At 62.6% G+C, this 25,005-nt stretch carries 22 protein-coding genes; 19 read left to right on the top strand and 3 right to left on the bottom strand.

What is annotated here, in order from left to right:
• The first annotated feature begins 51 nt into the window (after nt 1-51).
• Nucleotides 52-1,023, top strand: a complete 972-nt coding sequence (locus tag HCK03_RS13380) for an NAD(P)H-quinone oxidoreductase (protein WP_206110953.1) — start codon at nt 52-54, stop codon at nt 1,021-1,023.
• Here the strand turns inward: HCK03_RS13380 and HCK03_RS13375 are convergent.
• The gene (locus tag HCK03_RS13375) at nt 1,020-1,679 is read right to left on the bottom strand and encodes a riboflavin synthase subunit alpha (protein ID WP_167691723.1); all 660 of its coding nucleotides are present in this window, start codon (nt 1,677-1,679) and stop codon (nt 1,020-1,022) included. The genes HCK03_RS13380 and HCK03_RS13375 overlap by 4 nt on opposite strands.
• Nucleotides 1,680-1,770: 91 nt before the next feature.
• On the bottom strand, nt 1,771-5,286 hold the full coding sequence (gene nifJ, locus HCK03_RS13370; protein ID WP_167691722.1) for a pyruvate:ferredoxin (flavodoxin) oxidoreductase: 3,516 nt from the start codon (nt 5,284-5,286) through the stop codon (nt 1,771-1,773).
• Between the two features lie 405 nt (nt 5,287-5,691).
• On the opposite strand from nifJ, the gene nifH reads away from it, so the two are divergent.
• The 14 genes from nifH (at nt 5,692) to nifM (ending at nt 18,917) form a co-directional block, all read left to right on the top strand.
• The gene (gene nifH / locus HCK03_RS13365) at nt 5,692-6,573 is read left to right on the top strand and encodes a nitrogenase iron protein (RefSeq protein ID WP_041145585.1); all 882 of its coding nucleotides are present in this window, start codon (nt 5,692-5,694) and stop codon (nt 6,571-6,573) included.
• A 16-nt stretch (nt 6,574-6,589) separates the two neighbouring features.
• A complete protein-coding gene (gene nifD / locus HCK03_RS13360) occupies nt 6,590-8,038 on the top strand; it encodes a nitrogenase molybdenum-iron protein alpha chain (RefSeq protein WP_115192713.1) in 1,449 nt (482 codons plus the stop codon).
• Between the two features lie 55 nt (nt 8,039-8,093).
• Nucleotides 8,094-9,656: a nitrogenase molybdenum-iron protein subunit beta gene (nifK, locus tag HCK03_RS13355; RefSeq protein WP_076947536.1), complete on the top strand. Its 1,563-nt coding sequence runs from the start codon at nt 8,094-8,096 to the stop codon at nt 9,654-9,656.
• A 39-nt stretch (nt 9,657-9,695) separates the two neighbouring features.
• On the top strand, nt 9,696-9,914 hold the full coding sequence (gene nifT, locus HCK03_RS13350; RefSeq protein ID WP_041145588.1) for a putative nitrogen fixation protein NifT: 219 nt from the start codon (nt 9,696-9,698) through the stop codon (nt 9,912-9,914).
• A 10-nt stretch (nt 9,915-9,924) separates the two neighbouring features.
• Nucleotides 9,925-10,587 (top strand): NifB/NifX family molybdenum-iron cluster-binding protein, encoded by a 663-nt coding sequence (locus HCK03_RS13345; RefSeq protein WP_076947535.1) that lies wholly within the window; start codon nt 9,925-9,927, stop codon nt 10,585-10,587.
• A 194-nt stretch (nt 10,588-10,781) separates the two neighbouring features.
• Nucleotides 10,782-12,155, top strand: a complete 1,374-nt coding sequence (nifE, locus tag HCK03_RS13340) for a nitrogenase iron-molybdenum cofactor biosynthesis protein NifE (RefSeq protein WP_041145590.1) — start codon at nt 10,782-10,784, stop codon at nt 12,153-12,155.
• A 10-nt stretch (nt 12,156-12,165) separates the two neighbouring features.
• Nucleotides 12,166-13,551 (top strand): nitrogenase iron-molybdenum cofactor biosynthesis protein NifN, encoded by a 1,386-nt coding sequence (gene nifN / locus HCK03_RS13335; RefSeq protein ID WP_167691721.1) that lies wholly within the window; start codon nt 12,166-12,168, stop codon nt 13,549-13,551.
• Nucleotides 13,538-14,008, top strand: coding sequence for a NifB/NifX family molybdenum-iron cluster-binding protein (locus tag HCK03_RS13330; protein WP_041145592.1), 471 nt, complete (start codon nt 13,538-13,540; stop codon nt 14,006-14,008). The genes nifN and HCK03_RS13330 overlap by 14 nt, the downstream gene beginning before the upstream one ends.
• A gap of 195 nt (nt 14,009-14,203) precedes the next feature.
• Nucleotides 14,204-15,028, top strand: coding sequence for a Fe-S cluster assembly protein NifU (nifU, locus tag HCK03_RS13325; protein ID WP_041145593.1), 825 nt, complete (start codon nt 14,204-14,206; stop codon nt 15,026-15,028).
• 30 nt (nt 15,029-15,058) lie between these two features.
• The gene (gene nifS, locus HCK03_RS13320) at nt 15,059-16,261 is read left to right on the top strand and encodes a cysteine desulfurase NifS (protein WP_167691720.1); all 1,203 of its coding nucleotides are present in this window, start codon (nt 15,059-15,061) and stop codon (nt 16,259-16,261) included.
• A gap of 13 nt (nt 16,262-16,274) precedes the next feature.
• Nucleotides 16,275-17,417: a homocitrate synthase gene (gene nifV / locus HCK03_RS13315; RefSeq protein ID WP_041145595.1), complete on the top strand. Its 1,143-nt coding sequence runs from the start codon at nt 16,275-16,277 to the stop codon at nt 17,415-17,417.
• The gene (locus tag HCK03_RS13310) at nt 17,417-17,677 is read left to right on the top strand and encodes a nitrogenase-stabilizing/protective protein NifW (protein ID WP_080773214.1); all 261 of its coding nucleotides are present in this window, start codon (nt 17,417-17,419) and stop codon (nt 17,675-17,677) included. Before nifV ends, HCK03_RS13310 begins: the two co-directional genes overlap by 1 nt.
• Nucleotides 17,674-18,114 (top strand): nitrogen fixation protein NifZ, encoded by a 441-nt coding sequence (locus HCK03_RS13305; RefSeq protein WP_167691719.1) that lies wholly within the window; start codon nt 17,674-17,676, stop codon nt 18,112-18,114. Before HCK03_RS13310 ends, HCK03_RS13305 begins: the two co-directional genes overlap by 4 nt.
• 2 nt (nt 18,115-18,116) lie before the next feature.
• Entirely contained in the window at nt 18,117-18,917 is an 801-nt protein-coding gene (gene nifM / locus HCK03_RS13300) for a nitrogen fixation protein NifM (RefSeq protein WP_167691718.1), read from the top strand.
• A gap of 22 nt (nt 18,918-18,939) precedes the next feature.
• Here nifM and HCK03_RS13295 read toward each other — a convergent pair whose 3' ends face one another.
• The gene (locus HCK03_RS13295) at nt 18,940-19,470 is read right to left on the bottom strand and encodes a flavodoxin (protein ID WP_167691717.1); all 531 of its coding nucleotides are present in this window, start codon (nt 19,468-19,470) and stop codon (nt 18,940-18,942) included.
• Between the two features lie 320 nt (nt 19,471-19,790).
• Between HCK03_RS13295 and nifL the strand changes: the two genes are divergently transcribed.
• From nifL to HCK03_RS13275, 4 genes are all read left to right on the top strand, one after another.
• Nucleotides 19,791-21,278: a nitrogen fixation negative regulator NifL gene (gene nifL / locus HCK03_RS13290; RefSeq protein WP_076947528.1), complete on the top strand. Its 1,488-nt coding sequence runs from the start codon at nt 19,791-19,793 to the stop codon at nt 21,276-21,278.
• On the top strand, nt 21,275-22,849 hold the full coding sequence (gene nifA / locus HCK03_RS13285) for a nif-specific transcriptional activator NifA (RefSeq protein WP_041145601.1): 1,575 nt from the start codon (nt 21,275-21,277) through the stop codon (nt 22,847-22,849). The genes nifL and nifA overlap by 4 nt, the downstream gene beginning before the upstream one ends.
• A 154-nt stretch (nt 22,850-23,003) precedes the next feature.
• Nucleotides 23,004-24,410, top strand: a complete 1,407-nt coding sequence (gene nifB / locus HCK03_RS13280) for a nitrogenase cofactor biosynthesis protein NifB (RefSeq protein ID WP_115192702.1) — start codon at nt 23,004-23,006, stop codon at nt 24,408-24,410.
• Nucleotides 24,410-24,913 carry a nitrogen fixation protein NifQ gene (locus HCK03_RS13275; RefSeq protein ID WP_041145603.1) on the top strand — a complete coding sequence of 168 codons (504 nt, stop codon included), beginning with the start codon at nt 24,410-24,412 and terminating at the stop codon, nt 24,911-24,913. Before nifB ends, HCK03_RS13275 begins: the two co-directional genes overlap by 1 nt.
• Nucleotides 24,914-25,005: the final 92 nt, after the last annotated feature.

Below are 25,005 nucleotides of genomic sequence, written 5' to 3'. Positions count from 1 at the left end.
CGGTGTACCGGAAATCTGACAACGAGAACAACGATGCCATTACCTGAATATATGAACGAGGTTGAAATAACCGCTCCCGGTGGACCTGAGGTGCTCCGGGTTCGCAAAGCGCCCCTGCCGCTGCCCGGCCCCGATGAGGTGCTGGTGCACGTTGCCGCTGCGGGCGTAAACCGTCCGGATGTGATACAGCGGCAGGGAAAGTACCCTATGCCCGACGGCGTCACTCCGGTACCCGGCCTTGAAGTGGCCGGGAATATTGTGGCGATAGGTGACAACGTCACTGATTGGGCGATCGGCGACAAGGTGTGTGGCCTGACCAACGGCGGCGGCTACGCGGAATACTGCCTGCTACCCGCGACGCAGTGCCTGCCGGTCCCGACGGGCGTGAGCATGATCGAGGCTGCCGCGATAGCGGAAACGTTCTTTACCGTGTGGGCCAATCTGTTTCAAATGGCTAAGGCCAAACGCGGCGATCGGGTCCTCATCCACGGCGGCACCAGCGGCATCGGCACCACCGCGCTAATGCTGTGCGCAGCCTTCGGGATCGAGTGCTTTGCCACCGCAGGCTCGGAGGATAAATGCGCCGCCGTTGCCGCCCTCGGGGGGCAACCCATCAACTATCGTACCGATGATTTTGCCGCCGTCATCCTCAGCCAGACGCGGGGACGCGGTGTCGATATTATTCTCGACATCATGGGCGCCTCCTACTTCAAGTCGAATCTGACCGCGCTGGCGCGCGACGGCCGCCTGGTGGTGATCGGCTTCCTCGGCGGCGCCATCGCAGACGGCGTTGACCTGCAGGCCATGGCGCTGAAGCGCGCGACCATTACCGGGGCAAGAACCGCGCAGGAGAAGGCGCGCATCGCCGCCGAGCTCCGCGCGCAGGTCTGGCCGCTGCTGGCGTCGGGCCAGTGTCGGCCCGTCATTGATCAGGTTTTCCGCCTTGAGGATGCCCCGCTGGCGCACGCCAGGATGGAGCGCGGGGATCACATAGGCAAAATTGTGCTCCAGGTGACAGGCTAAGGGTGCGGCCAGGCAGCAAACGGGGCGACCTGGCGTCCCTTTTCTTCGGCGACGGCGGCCAGCACGCGCTCCACGGTATCGATCGTCGCCTGAGTTTGCGGATCGATTTCAATATTCACCTGCTCACCGACCTTTTTCGTCCCCAGCGTGGTGCGCTGCAGCGTCTCCGGGATCAGGTGCACGCAAAAACGCAGCGGCAGCACTTCACCCACGGTCAGGCTGATCCCGTCCACGCCGATATAGCCTTTGTAGAGGATATACTTCATGGCCGCCGGGTCCCGCAGACTAAACCACATCTGACGGTTGTGCTCAGAGGCCACGATTTGCACCACTTCGGCGGTGGTCATAATATGGCCTGACATCAGGTGTCCGCCTATTTCGTCATTGAATCTGGCGGCGCGCTCAACGTTCACGCTGTCACCTTCCCTGAGCGCCCCGAGGCTGGTCGCCCGCAGGGTTTCGTCCATTAAATCAAAGCTCACCCGCGCGCCTTCAATACGCGTGACCGTCAAACAGCAGCCGTTATTCGCCACCGAGCTGCCGGGTTCAAGCCCCGCCAGCATAGCCGCGGGCAGCTCTACGGCGTGGCTGCGGAAATGGCTTTTTTCTTCAATGGACAGCACTTTCGCCATCCCCTGGACAATACCGGTAAACATAGCGTTCCCCTGTCAACATTGGTTACGGAAAGTCGTTAAAGAGCAAATCCCTCTGCATTGTCTCCTTTCATCCCGGCTCTGCGGCTCGGCGTTATTCGTCCCCGGCCAGCGACTGATACTTCCTGAACCGCTCTCTGGCATCCTCCTCCGTCCGTTCGAACAGCGCGTCCGCGAGATGTGGCGTGGTTTTGTGCAGCGAGGCATAGCGCACCTCGCCGAGCAGAAAGTCGCGGAAGCTCTCTTCAGGCTCTTCGGAATCAAGGACAAACGGCGTCCTGCCTTCCGCCTTGCGCTGCGGATGATAGCGCCACAGATGCCAGTATCCCGCCGCCACCGCGCGTTTCGCCTCCCGCTGGCTGCAGCTCATCCCGGCCTTCAGCCCGTGGTTGATACAGGCGGCATAGGCAATCACCAGCGACGGTCCCGGCCAGGCCTCGGCTTCGGCAATCGCGCGCAGGGTCTGATCTTTGTCGGCCCCCATCGCAATCTGCGCGACGTAGACATTGCCGTAGCTCATCGCCATCATGCCGAGGTCTTTCTTACCGGTGCGTTTGCCCTGGGCGGCGAATTTGGCGATAGCCGCCGTCGGGGTCGATTTCGACGACTGCCCGCCGGTATTGGAGTAGACCTCGGTATCAAACACCAGGATATTGACGTCCTCCCCGCTGGCCAGCACGTGATCGAGACCGCCGAAGCCGATATCGTACGCCCAGCCGTCACCGCCAAATATCCACTGCGAGCGTCGGGTAAAGTAGTCCCGGTTCTGCCAGAGCTGCTCGAGTAGCGGAGACTGCTCTTTCTCCTGCGCCAGTTGTTCGCTTAGCCGGTCCGCGCGCTCGCGGGTTCCCTCTCCTTCATCCTGCTGCGCCAGCCACTGGCTCATCGCCGCTTTAAGCGCCTCGCTCACCGGCAGCGCCAGCGCCGAGGTCATATCATCGGCGATCTGTTTGCGGATAGCCTGGCCGCCGAGCATCATGCCGAGGCCAAACTCGGCATTGTCTTCAAACAGCGAGTTCGCCCACGCCGGGCCATGGCCGCGATGGTTGGTGGTATAGGGAATGGATGGCGCGCTGGCCCCCCAGATAGAGGAGCAGCCGGTGGCGTTGGCAATCATCATCCGGTCGCCAAAAAGCTGGGTGATCAGGCGCGCATAGGGCGTCTCCCCGCAGCCGGCGCAGGCGCCGGAAAACTCCAGCAGCGGCGTCTCAAACTGGCTGCCTTTAACCGTGGTTTTACGAAACGGATTGTTTTTCGGCGCCAGCGCCAGCGCGTAGTCCCAGACCGGCGCCATTCGGCGCTGGCTATCGAGAGGCTGCATTTTCAGCGCCTTGCCGCGTGAAGGACAGGTATCGACGCAGTTACCGCAGCCGGAGCAGTCCAGCGGCGAGATAGCCAGATGGTAGCCGTACTCCTTCGCCCCCTGCGCGGGCTTGCTCAACAGCGCCGCCGGTGCCGCATCCAGCTCGTCGCCGCTCAGCAGCGCCGGGCGGATCGCCGCGTGCGGGCAAATGAAGGCGCACTGGTTACACTGCGTACAGCCGTCGGGATCCCAGACCGGCACCTCCAGCGCAATGCCGCGCTTCTCCCATGCGGCGGTACCCGACGGAAAAGTGCCGTCCTCCATGCCGATAAAGGCGCTAACCGGCAGCTGGTCGCCGCGCTGGCGGTTCATCGGCTGCAGGATGTCGCGGATGAAGTCCGGCATCAGGACCGAGGGCTGCGGGGTCGGTTCATCCAGCGTCGCCCAGTGCGGCGGAACCGTCACCTGATGCAGCGACGCCATGCCGAGGTCAATCGCCCGCTGGTTCATCTCAATGACGCTTGCCCCCTTGTTGCCGTAGCTCTTTTCCACCGCCTGCTTGAGATAGTTCGCGGCGGTCTGCGGATCGATAATCGCCGCCAGCTTAAAGAACGCCGCCTGCATCAGCATATTAAAGCGCCCGCCCAGCCCCAGCTCGCGGGCAATATCAACGGCGTTGAGGGTGTAAAAGCGGATATTTTCCTGCGCCAGATAGCGCTTAAACCCGGCGGGCAGGTGCTGCTCAAGCTCGGCATCGGACCAGCTGCAGTTGAGCAAAAAGGTCCCCCCCGGCTTTAACCCATCCAGCAGCTCATAGCGTTCAACCCAGGACTGCTGCGAACAGGAGATAAAATCCGCCTGGTGGATCAGATAGGGCGAGGTAATCGGCCGGTCGCCGAAGCGCAGGTGCGACACGGTAATGCCGCCGGATTTTTTCGAGTCGTAGGAAAAATAGGCCTGCGCATAGAGATCGGTCCTGTCGCCGATAATCTTGATCGCGCTTTTATTCGCCCCAACCGTGCCGTCCGAGCCCATCCCCCAGAATTTACAGGCGGTGATGCCGGCGTGAGAAACCTCCAGCGCCTTCTGGCGCGGCGGCAATGAGGTAAAGGTGACATCATCGACAATCCCCAGCGTGAAGCCATCCATCGGCAGCGGCCTGTTGAGATTGTCAAACACGGCGGCGATATCGTTGGGCAGAACGTCCTTCCCGCCCAGCGCATAGCGGCCGCCGACAATCAGCGGCGGATCGTCGTGCTGATAGAAAGCGTTTTTAATCTCCAGACACAGCGGCTCGGCCTGGGCCCCGGGCTCCTTAGTACGATCGAGTACGGCAATGCGCCGGACGGATGTCGGCAACTGAGCAAAGAAGTGCGCCAGCGAAAAGGGGCGGAACAGGTGCACGCTGAGCAAGCCGACCTTCTCTCCCGCCGCGTTCAGCGTCTCCACCACCTCCTGGACGGTGTCGCACACCGATCCCATCGCGATAATCACCCGCTCGGCATCCGCCGCGCCGGAATAGTTGAACAGATGGTACTCCCGTCCGGTAATGGCGCTGATTTGCGCCATATAGCCTTCCACCAGCTCGGGAAGAGCCTGGTAAAAGCGGTTCCCCGCTTCCCGCTCCTGAAAGTAGATATCCGGGTTTTGCGCGGTGCCGCGAATGACCGGATGATCCGGATGCAGCGCGTTACGGCGAAAGCTCTCCAGCGCGGGCCGGTCGAGCAGCGTTTCCAGCTGCTCATACTCCAGCACCTCGATTTTTTGAATTTCGTGCGAGGTGCGAAAGCCGTCGAAGAAATTAATGAACGGGATACGCCCCTTTATCGCCGCCAGGTGCGCCACGGCGGAGAGGTCCATCACCTGCTGAACGTTGTTCTCCGCCAGCATCGCGCAGCCGGTCTGGCGAACCGCCATCACGTCCTGATGATCGCCGAAGATATTGAGCGAGTTGGTCGCCAGCGCCCGGGCGCTAACGTGAAAAACCCCCGGCAGCAGCTCACCGGCTATTTTGTAGAGGTTGGGGATCATCAGCAGCAGCCCCTGCGACGCGGTATAGGTGGTGGTGAGCGCCCCGGCCTGCAGCGCTCCGTGCACCGCCCCCGCGGCGCCGGCTTCCGATTGCATCTCCATCAAGCGCACCGGCTGGCCAAACAGGTTCTTTTTCCCCTGTGCCGCCCATTCATCGACGTTTTCCGCCATCGGCGTGGAGGGCGTGATCGGGTAGATAGCCGCCACATCGGTAAAGGCGTAGGAGATCCAGGCCGCCGCAGCGTTGCCATCCATTGTTTTCATTTTTCCGGACATTGTTCATTCCTCGAAGGTGAGAGGCATCTTCGCCGCATCAGCTGGCGGCAAACCCTGTCTGTGCCTCAAGCACAGCCCGTGCCAGCTCGCGCATAGCGGAATAGTTTGTGTGAATTCAGCGAATTAGGTGCCAGGAAGCGCGTGATGAGGCAAAGAGATTGCGCGGAATAAGACACAGCGCGCGACAAGCTGTTGAACAGCCGACAAAGCCTCCTCTTATTAGCTGGCTGAGCGGAATTGTTCTGTTTCCCACATTTGGTGGCCCTATTGTGCCGTTTTGTTTTACGTCCGCCGCGGTCGATAAAATTTAACTGATTATTTATCAATTAGTTAAATTGATTGGCACGGCTGGTATGTTCCCTGCACTTATCAGATGGCAAACACTCAACAACAGGAGAAGTCACCATGACCATGCGTCAATGCGCTATCTACGGTAAAGGCGGTATCGGCAAATCCACCACCACTCAGAACCTCGTCGCCGCCCTGGCGGAGATGGGTAAGAAAGTGATGATCGTCGGCTGCGATCCGAAGGCGGACTCCACCCGCCTGATCCTGCACGCTAAAGCACAGAACACCATTATGGAGATGGCCGCGGAAGTGGGCTCGGTGGAGGACCTCGAGCTCGAAGATGTCCTGCAAATCGGCTACGGCGACGTGCGCTGTGCAGAATCAGGCGGCCCGGAGCCAGGCGTCGGCTGCGCGGGTCGCGGGGTGATCACCGCAATCAACTTCCTCGAGGAGGAAGGTGCCTACGAGGACGATCTCGACTTCGTGTTCTATGACGTGCTCGGGGACGTGGTCTGCGGCGGCTTCGCGATGCCAATCCGTGAAAATAAAGCCCAGGAGATCTATATCGTCTGCTCCGGCGAAATGATGGCGATGTACGCCGCCAACAACATCTCCAAGGGGATCGTTAAGTACGCCAAATCCGGCAAGGTCCGCCTCGGCGGCCTGATCTGTAACTCGCGTCAGACCGACCGGGAAGATGAGCTGATCGTGGCGCTGGCGGAGAAGCTCGGCACCCAGATGATCCACTTCGTGCCGCGCGACAACATCGTGCAGCGCGCGGAAATTCGCCGGATGACGGTTATCGAGTACGACCCGAACTGCCAGCAGGCCAATGAGTACCGCACCCTGGCCAACAAGATCGTCAACAACACCATGAAGGTGGTGCCGACGCCCTGCACCATGGATGAACTGGAGTCGCTGCTGATGGAGTTCGGCATCATGGAAGAAGAAGACACCAGCATCATTGGTAAAACCGCCGCCGAAGAAAACGCGGCCTGAGCACAGGACAATCATCATGACCAACGCAACAGGCGAACGTAATCTCGCGCTAATCCAGGAGGTCCTGGAAGTCTTTCCCGAAACCGCGCGTAAAGAGCGCAGAAAGCACATGATGGTCAGCGATCCGCAAATGGAGAGCGTCGGCAAGTGCATTATCTCTAACCGTAAATCGCAGCCCGGGGTGATGACCGTGCGCGGCTGCGCCTACGCCGGCTCCAAAGGGGTGGTATTCGGGCCCATTAAGGATATGGCCCATATCTCCCACGGGCCGGTCGGCTGCGGGCAGTACTCGCGCGCCGGGCGTCGCAACTACTTCACCGGGGTCAGCGGCGTCGACAGCTTCGGCACCCTCAACTTCACCTCCGATTTTCAGGAGCGCGACATCGTCTTCGGCGGCGATAAAAAGCTCACTAAGCTGATTGAAGAGATGGAGCTGCTGTTCCCGCTCACCAAGGGCATCACCATCCAGTCGGAGTGCCCGGTGGGGCTCATCGGCGATGATATCAGCGCGGTCGCCAACGCCAGCAGCAAGGCGCTGGATAAGCCGGTGATCCCGGTGCGCTGCGAAGGATTTCGCGGCGTATCGCAGTCGCTGGGGCACCATATCGCCAACGACGTGGTTCGCGACTGGGTGCTCAATAATCGTGAGGGGCAGCCGTTTGCCTCCACCCCTTACGATGTGGCAATCATCGGCGATTACAACATCGGCGGCGACGCCTGGGCCTCGCGCATTCTGCTCGAAGAGATGGGCCTGCGGGTGGTCGCCCAGTGGTCCGGCGACGGCACCCTGGTTGAGATGGAGAACACCCCTTTCGTTAAGCTGAATCTGGTCCACTGCTACCGTTCGATGAACTACATCGCCCGGCACATGGAAGAAAAGCATCAGATCCCGTGGATGGAGTACAACTTCTTCGGCCCGACCAAAATCGCCGAATCGCTGCGCAAAATTGCCGACCAGTTTGACGACGTCATTCGCGCCAACGCCGAGAAGGTGATCGCCAAATACGAGGAGCAAATGGCGGCGATTATCGCCAAATATCGCCCGCGGCTGGAGGGGCGCAAGGTGCTGCTCTATATGGGCGGCCTGCGTCCGCGGCACGTCATTGGCGCCTATGAAGATCTCGGCATGGAGATCGTCGCCGCCGGCTATGAGTTTGCCCATAACGACGACTACGACCGCACCCTGCCGGACCTTAAGGAAGGCACCCTGCTGTTCGATGATGCCAGCAGCTACGAGCTGGAGGCGTTTGTCAAAGCGCTGAAGCCCGACCTTATCGGCTCCGGGATCAAGGAGAAATATATCTTCCAGAAAATGGGGGTTCCGTTCCGCCAGATGCATTCGTGGGACTACTCCGGCCCGTACCACGGCTACGATGGTTTCGCCATTTTTGCCCGCGATATGGATATGACCCTAAACAACCCGGCGTGGAACGAACTGATCGCCCCGTGGCTGAAGTCTGCGTGATTGCCCATTTACTGTCCCGTTAGTTCACCGATTTGTGGCGCGGGAGGAGAACACCATGAGCCAAACGATTGATAAAATTGATAGCTGTTATCCGCTATTCGAACAGGACGAATACCAGGAGATGTTCCGCAGTAAGCGGATACTGGAAGAGGCGCACGATGCGCAGCGCGTGCAGGAGGTTTTCGCCTGGACCACCACCGCCGAATATGAAGCGCTGAACTTTCAGCGCGAGGCGCTGACCGTTGACCCGGCGAAAGCCTGTCAGCCCCTTGGGGCGGTGCTCTGCTCGCTGGGGTTTGCCAACACCCTGCCCTATGTTCACGGCTCCCAGGGGTGCGTGGCCTATTTTCGCACCTACTTTAACCGCCATTTCAAAGAGCCGATCGCCTGCGTGTCCGACTCGATGACCGAAGACGCGGCGGTCTTCGGCGGCAACAACAATATGAATCTCGGGCTGCAGAACGCCAGCGCGCTCTACAAACCGGAGATCATCGCGGTCTCTACTACCTGTATGGCGGAGGTTATCGGCGACGATCTGCAGGCGTTTATCGCCAACGCCAAAAAGGACGGTTTTGTCGATAGCAGTATTGCCGTGCCGCACGCCCATACGCCAAGCTTTATCGGCAGCCACGTCACCGGCTGGGACAATATGTTCGAAGGGTTCGCCAAAACCTTTACCGCCGGCTATGAAGGGCAGCCGGGCAAGCTGCAAAAGCTCAACCTGGTGACCGGCTTTGAGACCTATCTCGGCAACTTCCGCGTGCTGAAGCGGATGATGGCGCAGATGGCGGTGCCGTGCAGCCTGCTCTCCGACCCGTCGGAGGTCCTTGATACCCCCGCCGACGGTCACTATCGGATGTATGCCGGCGGCACCACCCAGCAGGAGATGAAGGAGGCCCCGGACGCCATCGATACGCTGCTCCTGCAGCCGTGGCAGCTGCTGAAAAGCAAAAAAGTGGTGCAGGAGATGTGGCGCCAGCCGGCGACCGACGTGGCGGTCCCGCTGGGGTTAGCCGCCACCGACGAGCTGCTGATGACCGTCAGCCAGCTCAGCGGCAAGCCGATTACCGACGCCCTCACCCTTGAGCGCGGGCGGCTGGTCGACATGATGCTCGACTCCCACACCTGGCTGCATGGCAAGAAATTTGGCCTCTACGGCGACCCTGACTTTGTGATGGGGCTGACCCGCTTCCTGCTGGAGCTCGGCTGCGAGCCAACGGTTATTCTCAGCCATAACGCCAACAAACGCTGGCTGAAGGCGATGAAGAAAATGCTGGAGGCCTCTCCTTACGGCCGCGACAGCGAAGTGTTCATCAACTGCGATTTGTGGCACTTCCGTTCGCTGATGTTCACCCGTCAGCCGGACTTTATGATAGGCAACTCCTACGGCAAATTTATCCAGCGCGACACCCTGGCGAAGGGCAAAGCCTTTGAAGTTCCGCTTATTCGCCTCGGCTTTCCGCTGTTCGACCGTCATCATCTGCACCGCCAGACCACCTGGGGCTATGAAGGCGCGATGAACATCGTTACCACGCTGGTAAACGCCGTGCTGGAGAAGCTGGATAACGACACCAGCCAGTTAGGCAAAACCGACTATAGCTTCGACCTCGTCCGTTAACCATTAGCCGCCCCGCGCAAGCGGGGCCTGGAGGGGCCTATGGCCATCGTGATTTTTCGTGAGCGCGGCGCGGATCTGTATGCCTATATCGCCAGGCGGGATCTGGAGGCGCGGGTGATACAGATTGAGCATAACGACGTTGACCGCTGGGGCGGCGCAATCTCGCTGGAAGGCGGCGGACGCTACTACGTCAGCCCGCAGCCGGAGCGGCCCACCTTCCCGATAAGCCTGCGGGCCACCCGCAGTACGCTGATATAAGGAGCCGGCGATGTCCGACAACGATACCCTTTTCTGGCGCCTGCTGGCGCTGTTCCAGACGCTGCCGGATCTGCCGCCGGCGCAAATCTTAGACTGGCTGGCGCAGGAGAGCGGCGAGATCCTGACCCCGGAGCGCCTGGCCACCTTAACGCAGCCGCGCCTCGCCGCCGCCTTTCCGTCAACCACCGCCGTGATGTCCCCCGCCCGCTGGTCGCGGGTGATGGCCTGCCTGCGGGGCGCGCTGCCCGTTCATCTGAGCATCGCCCGCCCCGCGCAGCGGACGCCGCAGCTGCTGGCCGCATTCTGCTCCCAGGACGGCCTGCTCATTAACGGCCACTTCGGCCAGGGGCGTCTGTTCTTTATCTATGCCTTTGATGAGCAAGGCGGCTGGCTGCACGATCTGCGCCGCTATCCGTCAGCGCCGGATAGCCAGGAGGCCAGCGAAGTACGCGCCCGGCTGGTTGACGATTGTCAGCTGCTGTTCTGCCAGGAGATCGGCGGTCCCGCCGCCGCCCGGCTGATCCGCCACCAGATCCATCCGATGAAAGCGCCGCCCGGCACCGCTATCCAGGCCCAGTGCGAGGCCATCAACACCCTGCTGGCCGGGCGCCTGCCGCCGTGGCTGGCGAAGCGACTTCACAGGGATAACCCGCTGCAGGAGCGCGTCTTTTAACCCCCTGTTATTTGCCCGTTGCCCGCCGACCCCGCGGGCTTTTTTTCTCGCCCCGCTCCACGACCCACAACATTCTCGTTCGATTGTGGGCTTTGTCGCAAAGCTCACAAGACTTTCTCTTTAAAAATCAATGTTCACCGCGTGGATCGCGAATTGCATTTCCATCATCATCCCCCACGGTCAACGAGGTCACTATGAAGGGAAATGAAATTCTGGCGCTGCTGGATGAGCCCGCCTGCGAACATAACCATAAACAGAAGTCCGGCTGTAGCGCGCCAAAACCCGGCGCCACCGCCGGCGGCTGCGCGTTCGACGGCGCCCAGATAACCCTGCTGCCCATCGCCGACGTGGCGCATCTGGTGCACGGCCCCATCGGCTGCGCCGGCAGCTCATGGGATAACCGCGGCAGCATGAGCTCAGGGCCGAATATAAACCGGCTGGGGTTCACCACCGATCTTAATGAGCAGGATGTGATCATGGGCCGCGGCGAACGCCGCCTGTTTCACGCGGTTCGCCATATCGTCACCCGCTACCGCCCGGCGGCGGTCTTTATCTACAACACCTGCGTGCCGGCAATGGAGGGCGACGACCTGGAGGCGGTTTGCCAGGCCGCGCAGACCGCCACCGGCGTGCCGGTTATCGCCATCGACGCCGCCGGTTTTTACGGCAGTAAAAACCTCGGCAACCGGCTGGCCGGCGAGGTGATGGTCAAGCGGGTTATCGGCCAGCGCGAACCGGCCCCCTGGCCGGAGGCATCCCCGTTCGCCCCGGAGCATCGCCACGACGTTGGCCTGATCGGCGAATTTAATATCGCCGGGGAGTTCTGGCACATTCAGCCGCTGCTCGATGAGCTGGGGATCCGCGTGCTCGGCAGCCTCTCCGGCGACGGCCGCTTTGCTGAAATCCAGACCATGCACCGGGCGCAGGCCAATATGCTGGTCTGCTCGCGGGCGTTAATTAACGTCGCCAGATCGCTGGAGCAGCGCTACGGCACCCCGTGGTTCGAAGGCAGCTTCTACGGCATCCGCGCGACCTCCGACGCCCTGCGTCAGCTGGCGGCCCTGCTGGGCGATGACGACCTGTGCCGCCGCACCGAGGCGCTGATTGCGCGCGAGGAGCAGGCGGCGGAGCTGGCGCTCAGGCCGTGGCGCGAGCAGCTGCGCGGGCGCAAAGCGCTGCTCTACACCGGCGGCGTTAAATCCTGGTCGGTGGTGTCGGCGCTGCAGGATCTGGGGATGAGCGTGGTGGCGACCGGCACGCGCAAATCCACCGAGGAAGATAAACAGCGGATCCGCGAGCTGATGGGCGAAGAGGCGGTCATGCTCGACGAAGGCAACGCCCGCACCCTGCTGGACGTGGTCTATCGCTACCAGGCCGACCTGATGATCGCCGGCGGGCGCAATATGTACACCGCCTACAAGGCCCGGCTGCCGTTTCTCGATATCAATCAGGAACGCGAGCACGCCTTCGCCGGCTATCAGGGTATCGTCACCCTCGCCCGTCAGATCTGCCAGACCATCAATAGCCCGGTCTGGCCGCAAACCCATTCCCGCGCCCCCTGGCACTAAGGAGCACAGCATGGCAGAAATTTTTCGCACCGATAAACCGCTGGCGGTCAGTCCGGTTAAAACCGGCCAGCCGCTCGGCGCAATCCTCGCCAGCCTCGGGATCGGACACTGCATCCCGCTGGTCCACGGCGCGCAGGGCTGCAGCGCCTTCGCCAAGGTCTTTTTTATTCAGCACTTCCATGACCCGGTGCCTCTGCAGTCGACGGCGATGGACCCGACCTCGACGATTATGGGCGCGGACGGCAATATCTTTACCGCCCTCGACACCCTGTGCCAGCGCAACACTCCGCAGGCCATCGTCCTGCTCAGCACCGGGCTGTCGGAGGCCCAGGGCAGCGACATGTCCCGGATCGTGCGCCAGTTCCGCGAGGAGTATCCCCGGCATAAAGGGGTGGCGATATTGACGGTCAACAGCCCTGATTTTTATGGCTCGATGGAAAACGGCTTCAGCGCCGTGCTGGAGAGCGTCATCGAGCAGTGGGTCGCGCCGACGCCGCGCGCCGGCCAGCGAAATCGCCGGGTCAACCTGCTGGTGAGCCACCTCTGCTCCCCCGGCGATATCGAGCTGCTGCACCGCTACGTGGAGGCCTTCGGCCTGCAGGCGACGATCCTGCCGGACCTCGCACAATCGATGGACGGGCACCTCGCGCAGGGGGATTTTTCGCCGGTCACCCAGGGCGGGACGCCGCTGCGCCAGATAGAGCAGATGGGGCAGAGCCTGTGCAGCTTCGCCATCGGCGCCTCGCTGAGCCGGGCCTCCTCCCTGCTGGCCCGGCGCAGCCACGGCGAGGTTATCGCCCTGCCGCACCTGATGACCCTTGAGCACTGCGATACGTTCATCCATCAGCTGGCGAAGATTTCCGGGCGCGGCGTTCCGCAGTGGATTGAGCGCCAGCGTGGACAGCTGCAGGACGCGATGATCGACTGCCACATGTGGCTCCAGGACCAGCGCATGGCGATGGCGGCAGAAGGCGATCTGCTGGCAGCGTGGTGCGATTTTGCCGCCAGCCAGGGAATGCGCCCAGGTCCGCTGGTCGCCCCCACCGGCCATCCCAGCCTGCGCCAGCTGCCGGTCGAACGCGTGGTGCCGGGAGATCTGGAGGATCTGCAAACCCTGCTCTGTTCGCAGCCCGCCGACCTGCTGGTGGCCAATTCTCACGCCTGCGACCTGGCGGAACAGTTCGCGCTACCGCTGATCCGCGCCGGCTTCCCTCTCTTTGACCGGCTCGGCGAGTTCCGCCGGGTGCGACAGGGCTACAGCGGGATACGCGATACGCTGTTTGAACTGGCCAACCTGATGCGCGAGCGCCACCGCCACGTCGCCCTTTACCGCTCGCCGCTGCGCCAGAACGCCGAACCGCCCTTCACCCCAGGAGCCGATTATGCCGCCCATTAACCGCCAGTTTGACATGGTCCATTCCGACGAGTGGTCCATGAAGGTCGCCTTTGCCAGCTCCGACTATCGCCACGTCGACCGCCACTTTGGCGCCACGCCGCGGCTGGTGGTGTATGGCGTCAAGGCGGATCGGGTCACCCTGATCAGGGTGGTTGATTTCACGGTCGAAAGCGGCCATCAGGCGGAGAGGATCGGCCCACGGATCCACGCCCTTGAGGACTGCGTCACCCTGTTCTGCGTCGCCATCGGCGATGCGATTTTTCGCCAGCTGCTGCAGGTTGGCGTGCGCGCAGAACGCGTGCCCGCCGACACCAAAATTGTCGATTTACTGCAGGAGATCCAGCTCTACTGGTACGCCAAAGAGCAGCGTAAAAGCGCCCGCAGGCGCGACCCGGAGCGCTTTACCCGGCTGCTCGAGGAGCAGGAGTGGCGGGAGGATCGCGACCCGCGGGGCTAACCCTGTCGTTTCTGTGACAAACCCCACAAAAAATAGCGACACTGTCGGGCGGTATTGTCAGATGTGGATTCTAACTCTTTAAAAATAAACGTATTTACGCATTGGTACTGCATTTGCTTGTTGATCGCTACCACCGCGCTTTCTGCGGTGGAACGCGCCCCGGCGTTTTCCGTCATCATCCCTGGAGCTGACAGCATGTGGAATTACTCCGAGAAAGTGAAAGACCATTTTTTTAATCCCCGCAACGCGCGCGTGGTGGACAACGCCAACGCGGTGGGCGATGTCGGTTCATTGAGCTGCGGCGACGCGCTGCGCCTGATGCTGCGCGTTGACCCGCAAACTGAAATTATCGAGGAGGCCGGGTTCCAGACCTTTGGCTGCGGCAGCGCGATCGCCTCCTCTTCCGCGCTGACGGAGCTGATCGTCGGCCGCACGCTGGCCGAAGCCGCAGAGGTCACCAACCAGCAGATCGCCGACTACCTCGACGGACTGCCGCCGCAGAAAATGCACTGCTCGGTGATGGGCCAGGAGGCGCTGCGTGCGGCCATCGCCAACTTTCGCGGCGAGAGCCTCGACGAAGAGCATGAAGAGGGTCGGCTGATTTGCAAATGCTTCGGCGTCGATGAAGGGCATATCCGCCGCGCGGTGCTCAACAACGGCCTGACCACGCTTGAGGAGGTGATTAACTACACCAAAGCCGGCGGCGGCTGCACCTCCTGCCATGAACAAATCGAGCTGGCGCTGGCGGCGATCCTCGCCGAACAGCCGCAGAAGCCCCTCCCCGTCGCCAGCGGCAAAGATCCGCACTGGCAGAGCGTGGTCGACACCATCGCCGAACTGCGCCCGCATATTCAGGCCGACGGCGGCGATATGTCCCTGCTCAACGTCGCCAACCACCAGGTCACCGTCAGCCTTTCCGGCAGCTGCAGCGGCTGCATGATGACCGACATGACCCTGGCCTGGCTGCAGCAAAAGCTGATGGAACGTACCGGCTGTTATATGGAAGTGGTGGCGGCATAGGCCGCGGTTAACTGACCCAAGGGGGACAAGATGAAACAGGTTTATCTCGATAACAACGCCACCACCCGGTTAGACCCGATGGTTCTCGAAGCGATGATGCCCTTTTTAACCGATTTTTACGGCAATCCCTCGTCCATTCATGATTTTGGCATTCCGGCCCAGGCGGCGCTGGAGCGGGCGCATCAGCAGGCAGCGGCGCTGCTCGGGGCGGAGTATCCCAGTGAGATAATTTTTACCTCCTGCGCCACCGAGGCTACCGCTACCGCCATCGCCTCGGCGGTGGCCCTGATGCCGGAGCGGCGGGAGATCGTCACCACCGCGGTTGAGCATCCGGCGACGCTGGCGGTCTGCGAGCACCTGGAGCGCCAGGGCTATCTGATCCACCGTATCGCGGTAGACGGCAACGGCGCGCTGGATATGGCGCAGTTCCGGGCGGCGCTCACTCCCCGGGTCGCGCTGGTCAGCGTGATGTGGGCGAATAACGAAACCGGCGTCATTTTCCCGGTGGTCGAAATGGCGGAGCTGGCCCATCAACAGGGCGCGCTGTTCCACTGCGACGCGGTGCAGGTGGTGGGCAAGCTGCCGATAGCGGTCGGCAAAACCGCCATCGACATGCTCTCCTGCTCGGCGCATAAGTTTCACGGCCCGAAGGGCGTCGGCTGCCTCTATCTGCGGCGGGGAACGCGCTTTCGCCCGCTGCTGCGCGGCGGCCATCAGGAGTACGGGCGACGGGCCGGAACGGAAAACATCTCCGGGATCGTCGGCATGGGCGCGGCCTGCGAGCTGGCGCAGATCCATCTGCCGGGCATGGCGCAAACCGGCCAGCTGCGCGATCGCCTCGAACGGCGCCTGCAGGCCTGCGTCCCATCGGTCATGGTGATGGGCGGCGGCCAGCCGCGGGTGCCCGGCACGCTGAATCTGGCCTTTGAGTTTATTGAAGGTGAAGCGATCCTGCTGCTGCTGAATCAGGTCGGGATTGCCGCCTCCAGCGGCAGCGCCTGCACCTCTGGCTCGCTGGAGCCCTCGCACGTGATGCGGGCGATGAATATTCCCTACACCGCGGCCCACGGTACCATCCGTTTCTCCCTCTCGCGCTACACCCGGGAAAAAGAGATGGATTACGTCATTGCCATGCTGCCGCCGATTGTTGAACGCCTGCGGGCGCTGTCGCCCTACTGGCAGGACGGCAGGCCGCATCCGACGGCGGACGCATTTACGCCGGTTTATGGCTAAGGCGGAGACGACGATGAGACGCGTGCTGATCAACGACACCACGCTGCGCGACGGCGAACAGAGCCCCGGCGTGGCCTTTCGCCCCAGCGAGAAGGTAGCCATCGCCGAGGCGCTGTATGCGGCGGGAATTACGGCGCTGGAGGTGGGAACCCCGGCCATGGGGGATGAGGAGCTTGCGCGGATCCAGCTGGTGCGCCGCCAGCTTCCCCACGCCACGCTGATGACCTGGTGTCGGATGAACGCGCAGGAGATCCGCCAGAGCGCCGATTTGGGCATCGACTGGGTGGATATCTCCATTCCGGCCTCGGATAAGCTGCGGCAGTACAAGCTGCGCGAACCGCTGGCGCTGCTGCTGGAGCGGCTGGCGACCTTTATTCAGCTTGCGCGGACCCTTGGCCTGCAGGTGTGCATCGGCTGCGAAGATGCCTCCCGCGCCAGCGGCCAGACCCTGCACGATATTGCCCGGGTGGCGCAGGACGCCGGCGCGGCCCGCCTCCGTTACGCCGATACGGTTGGCATACTCGATCCCTTTACCACCTTCGAGCACATCTCGGCCCTGCGCGAAGTCTGGCCCGGCGACATCGAGATGCATGCCCATAACGATCTCGGCCTCGCCGCCGCCAATACGCTGGCGGCGGTGCGCGCCGGCGCCTCCAGCGTCAATACCACCGTGCTTGGCCTCGGCGAGCGCGCGGGCAACGCGGCGCTGGAAACCGTCGCCCTGGGCCTTGAGCGCTGCCTCGGCGTTGCAACCGGCGTCTATTTTCCGGCGCTCCCCGCGCTCTGCCAGCAGGTAGCGACGGCGGCGCTGCGCCCCATCGACCCGCAGCAGCCGCTGGTCGGCGAGCTGGTCTTTACCCACGAGTCGGGCGTCCACGTGGCGGCGCTGCTGCGCGATCGCGAGAGCTATCAGGCGATCGACCCGGCGCTGGTCGGCCGCAGCTACCGGCTGGTGCTGGGAAAACACTCCGGGCGTCAGGCAGTGAACGGCATTTTCGACGCCATGGGCTATCACCTCAGCTCAGCGCAAATTAACCAGCTGCTGCCCGCCATCCGCCGCTTTGCCGAGCACGGCAAGCGCAGCCCGCGGGACTATGAGCTGGTCGCGATATATGACGAACTCTACGGCGCGACCGCGCTGCGAACAGGGGGATAATCATGGAGTGGTTTTATCAAATTCCCGGCGTGGACGAGCTGAGCTCCGCCGAGTCTTTCTTTCAGTTTTTCGCCGTACCCTATCAGCCAGAGCGGCTCGGCCGCTGCTGCCTGCCGGTGCTGACGACCTTTCACCGCAAGCTGCGCGCCGAAGTCCCGCTGCAGAACCGGCTGGAAGAGAACGCCCGCGCTTCGTGGCTGCTGGCGCGACGGCTGCTTGCTGAAAGCTACCGGCAGCAGTTTCAGGAGGAGGAAGAATGAGGCCAAAATTTACCTTCAGCGACGAAGTGCGGGTGGTGCGCGCGATCCGTAACGACGGCACCGTGGCGGGCTTCGCCCCCGGCGAGCTGCTGGTCAGGCGCGGCAGCACCGGCTTTGTCCGCGACTGGGGCGTCTTTTTACAGGATCAGATTATTTACCAGATCCACTTTCCGCAGGGCGACCGGGTCATCGGCTGCCGCGAGCAGGAGCTGATCCCCATCACCCAGCCGTGGTTGGCCGGAAATTTGCAATATGGCGATACCGTCACCTGCCGAATGCCGCTGGCCGTCAACGGCGAGGTGGTGGTTAACGTTGGTCAACAGGGGCGCATCGAGGCGACCGATCGGGGCGAGCGCGGCGACAGCTATACCGTCGACTTTAGCGGCCGCTGGTTTACCGTGCCGGTTGGGGCCATCAGCCTCGTCGAGGAGAGATAATCATGAACGCATGGGAACGGTTTGGCCGCCAGCGCCTGGCGCGCAGCCGCTGGAACAGTGAACCGGCGGCATTAAACGCCGCCGACAGCGAGGCCTTTGAGCAGGCCTGGCAGCGCCAGCGTCAGATGGAGCTGGCTATCGTCACCCTGGCACCGGCGCACGATATTGCGCCAGAGCTGAGGGATAGCGTGGCCGCGTCGCTTGGGGTCTGGCTTAGCGACGGCGGCTTTACCCCCGAGGAGCGCGAGGCCATCGTGCTGCATCACACCCGCCTGGAGATCGCCTTTGCCGAACTGGCGCAGCAGGTGCCGCAGCCGGACCCGTCAACGGTGCAGGCCTGGTATCTTCACCATCAGGCGCATTTTATGCGCCCGGAGCAGCGCCTGACCCGCCACCTGCTGCTGACGGTCGATGGCGACCTCGAGGCGGTTCATCGGCAAATCCTCGGGCTGCATCAGCAAATCAGCACCTCCCGCGATGCCTTTGCGCCGCTGGCGCAGCGCTATTCCCAGTGCCCGAGCGCGCTGGAGGGCGGACGCTTAGGCTGGATTAGCCGGGGATTGCTCTATCCGCAGCTGGAGACGGCGCTGTTTTCGCTCGCGGAGAATGCGCTGAGCCCGCCGGTCGCCAGCGAGCTGGGATGGCACCTGCTGTGGTGCGAAGCGATTCTCCCCGCCGTGCCGATGGAGCAGCAGCAGGCGCTGGAGAGCGCCCGCGATTATCTGTGGCAGCAAAGCCAGCAGCGCCATCAGCGCCGGTGGCTGCAGGATTCAATCTCGCGCCAGCCGGGGCTGTGCGGGTAGCCCTGCGGCTACCCGCGAAAACTTACAGCACCACGCGTTTGATCTCCTCAAGCCAGCGGCTCAGGCGCTCTTCGCTGCGATCGAACTGGTTATCCTGGTCGAGAACCAGTCCCACAAACCGCTCTCCCTCCAGCGCCGATGAGGCGCTGAACTCGTATCCCTCATTCGGCCAGCTGCCGATAATCTGCGCCCCGCAGCGGCTCAGGACGTCATACAGCGGGCGCATTCCGCTGGCGAAGTTGTCCGGATAGCCCTGCTGATCGCCGAGACCGAACAGCGCCACGGTTTTACCGCTCAGGCTGATGCCGTCGAGGGCCGGGATAAATTCGCTCCACGATTCGCTCTCGCATCCGGCCGCCAGGCCCGGCAGCTGCCCGTCGCCCAGCGTCGGCGTACCCAGAATCAGCACCGGATAGGCCAAAAACGCCTCCAGCGTCGTGCGGTTAATGTTGACCGGGGCATCCGCAACGTCGCCCAGCTGCTTGTGGATCAGCTTCGCAATTTTGCGCGTTTTGCCGGTATCCGTGCCAAAGAAAATGCCAATGTTCGCCATGTTACGCTCCTGTCGGGAAGGGGGTTAAAACACCAGTTGTCGCCAGGGGTATTGCGAAGGCTGTGCCAGGTTTATTTGCACCACCGCGGCCCAGGTCTGCCCCATAACGATCGCCCCTTCGCCCTTCTTCCGCCCACAGCGGGCCCGTCCGGGCCGCAACAACGCAAAAAAAGCGCGATTTTCCGCTGTCGGATCAATGTTTCATCAGGTCGCTTTGATAAGGGCGCACGGTTTGCATGGTTATCAGGATGCGAATAACACCGCGGCGTTGGCGTCGCGGTGTCGGACAAATTGTCATAACTGCGACACAGGAGTTTGCGATGACCCTGAATATGATGCTCGATAACGCCGTGCCGGAGGCGATTGCCGGCGCGCTGACTCAACAACATCCGGGGCTGTTTTTTACCATGGTAGAACAGGCGTCGGTGGCGATTTCGCTGACCGATGCGAGAGCCAATATCATTTACGCCAATCCGGCGTTTTGCCGCCAGACCGGCTATTCGCTGGCGCAGCTGCTGAACCAGAACCCGCGGCTGCTGGCCAGCAGCCAGACGCCGCGCGAAATTTACCAGCAGATGTGGCAAACGCTGCTCCAGCGCCAGCCCTGGCGCGGCCAGCTGATCAATCAGCGCCGCGACGGCGGGCTCTATCTGGTGGATATCGACATCACGCCGGTACTCAATCCCCAGGGCGAGCTGGAGCACTATCTGGCGATGCAGCGGGATATCAGCGTCAGCTACACCCTCGAGCAGCGCCTGCGCAATCACATGACCCTGATGGAAGCCGTGCTCAATAATATTCCCGCCGCCGTAGTGGTGGTCGACGAGCAGGATCGGGTGGTGATGGATAACCTCGCCTACAAAACCTTCTGCGCCGACTGCGGCGGGAAAGAGCTGCTGGTTGAGCTGCAGGTTTCGCCGCGCAAAATGGGGCCCGGCGCGGAGCAAATTCTGCCGCTGGCGGTGCGCGGCGCGGTACGCTGGCTGTCGGTGACCAGCTGGGCGCTGCCCGGCGTTAGCGAAGAAGCCAGCCGCTATTTTGTCGACAGCGCCCCGGCGCGCACGCTGGTCGTTATCACCGACTGCTCGCAGCAGCGCCAGCAGCACGAGCAGGGCCGCCTCGACCGGCTCAAGCAGCAGATGACCGCCGGTAAGCTGCTGGCCGCCATTCGCGAGTCGCTCGACGCGGCGCTAATTCAGCTTAACTGTCCGATCAACATGCTGGCGGCGGCCCGCCGGCTCAACGGCGAAGGCGGCGGTAACGTGGCGCTGGAGGCCGCGTGGCGCGAAGGCGAAGAGGCGATGGCCCGCCTGCAGCGCTGCCGGCCCTCCCTGGAGCTGGAGAGCAACGCCGCCTGGCCGCTGCAGCCCTTCTTCGACGATCTGTGCGCGCTCTACCGCACCCGCTTCGAGGATCGCGGCGTGCTGCTGGTCGATATGGCCTCCCCGCACCTGATCGGCTTCGGCCAGCGCACGCAGCTGCTGGCCTGCTTAAGCCTGTGGTTTGACCGCACGCTGGCCCTCGCCGCCGAGCTGCCCTCCGTGCCGCTGGAGATGCAGCTCTACGCCGAAGAGGACGAGGGCTGGCTTTCGCTCTACCTCAACGACAATGTGCCGCTGCTGCAGGTGCGCTATACCCATTCCCCCGATGCCTTAAACTCTCCCGGCAAGGGGATGGAGCTGCGGCTCATCCAGACCCTGGTCGCCCACCATCGCGGCGCCATCGAACTGACTTCCCGTCCGCAGGGGGGAACCTGCCTTGTGCTGCGCTTCCCCCTCTTTAACACCCTGAACGGAGGCGAGCTATGACCCACAAACCCGACTCAGACACCACCGTCAGGCGCTTTGACCTCTCTCAGCAGTTCACCGCCATGCAGCGCATCAGCGTGGTGCTGAGCCGCGCCACCGAGGCCAGCAAGACGCTCCAGGAGGTGCTGAGCGTGCTGTACAACGACGCCTTTATGCAGCACGGCATGATCTGCCTTTACGATAGCGAGCAGGAAATTCTCAGCATCGAAGCGCTACAGCAGACGGATGGTCAGACGCTGCCTGGCAGTACGCAGATCCGCTATCGGCCGGGGGAAGGACTGGTCGGCACCGTGCTGGCGCGGGGCCAGTCGCTGGTGCTGCCGCGCGTCGCCGACGATCGGCGCTTTCTCGACCGCCTCAGCCTCTATGATTACGATCTGCCGTTTATCGCCGTGCCGCTGATGGGGCCCAACGCTCAGCCCATTGGCGTGCTGTCGGCGCAGCCGATGGTGCGTCAGGACGAGCGGCTCCCGGCCTGCACGCGATTTCTTGAAACCGTGGCTAACCTGATAGCCCAGACCATTCGCCTGATGATCCTCCCGACTTCCGCGCAGCAGCCAGCTCAGCCCCTCGCCAGAGCCGAGCGGCCGCGCACCTGCGCGCCTGCGCGCGGTTTTGGCCTCGACACGATGGTCGGTAAAAGCCCGGCAATGCGCCAGATTATGGAGATCATTCGTCAGGTCTCCCGCTGGGATACCACGGTGCTGGTGCGCGGCGAGAGCGGAACCGGCAAGGAGCTGATTGCCAATGCCATTCACCATAATTCGCCGCGCGCCGCCGCCGCGTTCGTCAAGTTTAACTGCGCGGCGCTGCCGGACACCCTGCTGGAGAGCGAGCTGTTTGGTCATGAGAAAGGCGCCTTTACCGGGGCGGTGCGCCAGCGCAAGGGCCGCTTTGAGCTGGCGGACGGCGGCACTCTGTTTCTTGATGAGATTGGCGAAAGCAGCGCCTCATTCCAGGCCAAGCTGCTGCGCATCCTGCAGGAGGGAGAGATGGAGCGCGTGGGCGGCGATGAAACCCTGCGGGTAAACGTGCGCATCATCGCGGCGACCAACCGCCATCTGGAAGAGGAGGTGCGGCTGGGGCATTTCCGCGAAGATCTCTACTATCGCCTCAACGTGATGCCTGTCGCCCTGCCCCCGCTGCGCGAGCGCCAGGAGGATATCGCCGAGCTGGCGCATTTTCTGGTACGCAAAATCGCCCAAAATCAGGGGCGGACGCTGCGAATAAGCGACGGCGCGATCCGCCTGCTGATGGAGTACAGCTGGCCGGGAAACGTGCGCGAGCTGGAAAACTGCCTTGAGCGTTCGGCAGTGATGTCGGAGAGCGGGCTGATCGACCGGGACGTGATTTTATTCAATCACTACGACACGATGCCGAAAGCGCTCCCCGCCAGCGGCCCGTCAGAGGATGGCTGGCTCGATAATACGCTCGACGAGCGCCAGCGGCTGATCGCCGCGCTGGAAAAAGCCGGCTGGGTGCAGGCCAAAGCGGCGCGCCTGCTCGGGATGACGCCGCGCCAGGTCGCCTATCGGATCCAGATTATGGACATCACCATGCCGCGAATCTGACCCGTCGTGTGAGGTTCAGGACATTGTCAGCAATCGGGCGGAATTGCGACAATTTACTGCCTAATATTACCTTTAATTTTCAGTTGGTTAGTGAATTGGCGTTTGGTACAGCATTTGCAGCAGGAAGGTATCGCCCAACCATGAAGGTACGACCATGACTTCCTGCTCCTCTTTCCCTGCCGGTAAAGCCTGTCACTCTGCGGACAGCGGCGCGTTAACGCCTTTCGTTGCCGATAAGGCCGCTGCGCACCCCTGCTATTCGCGCAGCGGGCACCACCGCTTTGCGCGGATGCATCTGCCGGTCGCCCCCGCCTGCAATTTGCAGTGCAACTACTGTAACCGCAAGTTCGACTGCAGCAATGAATCCCGCCCCGGCGTCTCCTCAACGCTGCTGACGCCTGAGCAAGCGGTGCTCAAAGTACGCCAGGTCGCCGAGGCCATCCCGCAGCTTTCCGTGGTCGGGATCGCCGGTCCCGGCGACCCGCTCGCCAATATCACCCGCACCTTCCGCACCCTCGAGCTGATACGCGACCAGCTGCCGGACCTGAAGCTGTGCCTGTCAACCAACGGCCTGATGCTGCCCGACGCGGTGGATCGCCTACTGGATGTCGGCGTTGATCACGTCACGGTCACCATTAATACCCTGGATGCCGATGTTGCCGCGCAAATTTATGCCTGGCTCTGGCTCGACGGCGAGCGCTACAGCGGGCGCGAAGCCGGAGAGATCCTCATCGCCCGCCAGCTGGAGGGCGTGAGCCGGCTGACCGCCAAAGGGGTGCTGGTGAAGATAAACTCGGTGCTGATCCCGGGGATTAACGACAGCGGCATGGCCGACGTTAGCCGTCGGCTGCAGGCCAGCGGCGCTTTTATTCACAATATTATGCCGCTGATCGCCAGACCGGAGCACGGCACGGTTTTTGGCCTTAACGGCCAGCCGGAGCCGGATGCCGAAATGCTCGCTGCCACCCGCAGCCGCTGCGGCGAAGTGATGCCGCAGATGACCCACTGCCATCAGTGCCGCGCCGACGCTATCGGTATGCTGGGGGAGGATCGCAGCCAGCAGTTTACCGAGCTGCCGGCCGCGGCAAGCCTCCCCGCCTGGCTGCCGATTCTCCATCAGCGCGCCCAGCTTCATGCCAGCATCGCCACCCGCGGCGAGTCCGAGGCCGACGACGCCTGCCTGGTTGCGGTGGCCTCAGGCCGCGGAGACGTGATTGACAGCCATTTTGGTCACGCCGACCGCTTCTACATCTACAGCCTGTCGGCCGCCGGCATGGTGCTGGTCAATGAGCGGTTTACGCCGAAATACTGCCACGGCAGCGACGGCTGCGAGCCGCAGGATAACGACGCCAGGTTTGCGGCGATCCTTGCGCTGCTGGCGGACGTTAAAGCCGTATTCTGCGTGCGCATCGGCCATGCGCCGTGGCAAAAGCTGGAGCAGGCGGGCATTGAGCCCTGCGTCGAGGGGGCATGGCGGCCGGTTTCCGAGGTGCTCCCCGACTGGTGGCAGCAGCGTCGGGGCAGCTGGCCCGCCGCGCGGGCGCAGCAGGGGGTCGCCTGATGCCACCGCGCGACTGGCTAAACCGCCTGTGGCTGCTCTATCACGCGGGGAGAGGCAGCTTTCCCCTGCGGATGGGGCTCAGCCAGAGCGACTGGCTGGCATTAGGTCAGCGCCTGGCTCAGGTCGAAACGCCGCTGGACGGCGAGGCGCTCACCCGCCGCCGCCTGATGGCGGAGCTGAACGCCACCCGCGAAGAGGAGCGCAGGCAGCTCGCTACGTGGCTGGCGGGGTGGATGCAGCAGGATGCCGGCCCGATGGCGCAGATCGTCGCCGAAGTTTCTCTGGCCTATAACCATCTCTGGCAGGATCTTGGCCTGGCGTCACGGGCCGAGCTGCGCCTGCTGATGAGCGACTGCTTTCCGCAGCTGGTAGTAATGAACGAACACAATATGCGCTGGAAAAAGTTCTTCTACCGCCAGCGCTGCCTGCTTCAGCAGGGAGAGGTCGTTTGCCGCTCGCCGAGCTGCGACGAGTGCTATGAGCGCAGCGCCTGTTTTGAGTAAGTGGCCGGACGGGCCGTCGTAAATTCGCCTCTTGAGTACCGATTTTAGCGTCTTGTCCTCGGCGGAATTTTTCCGTACTTTTAGGCCTGCGT

The organism is Klebsiella terrigena, from assembly GCF_012029655.1.
GTDB lineage: Bacteria > Pseudomonadota > Gammaproteobacteria > Enterobacterales > Enterobacteriaceae > Klebsiella > Klebsiella terrigena.
The sequence above is the reverse complement of the archived record's forward strand: the minus strand, read 5'-3'. Positions and strand labels throughout refer to the sequence as shown.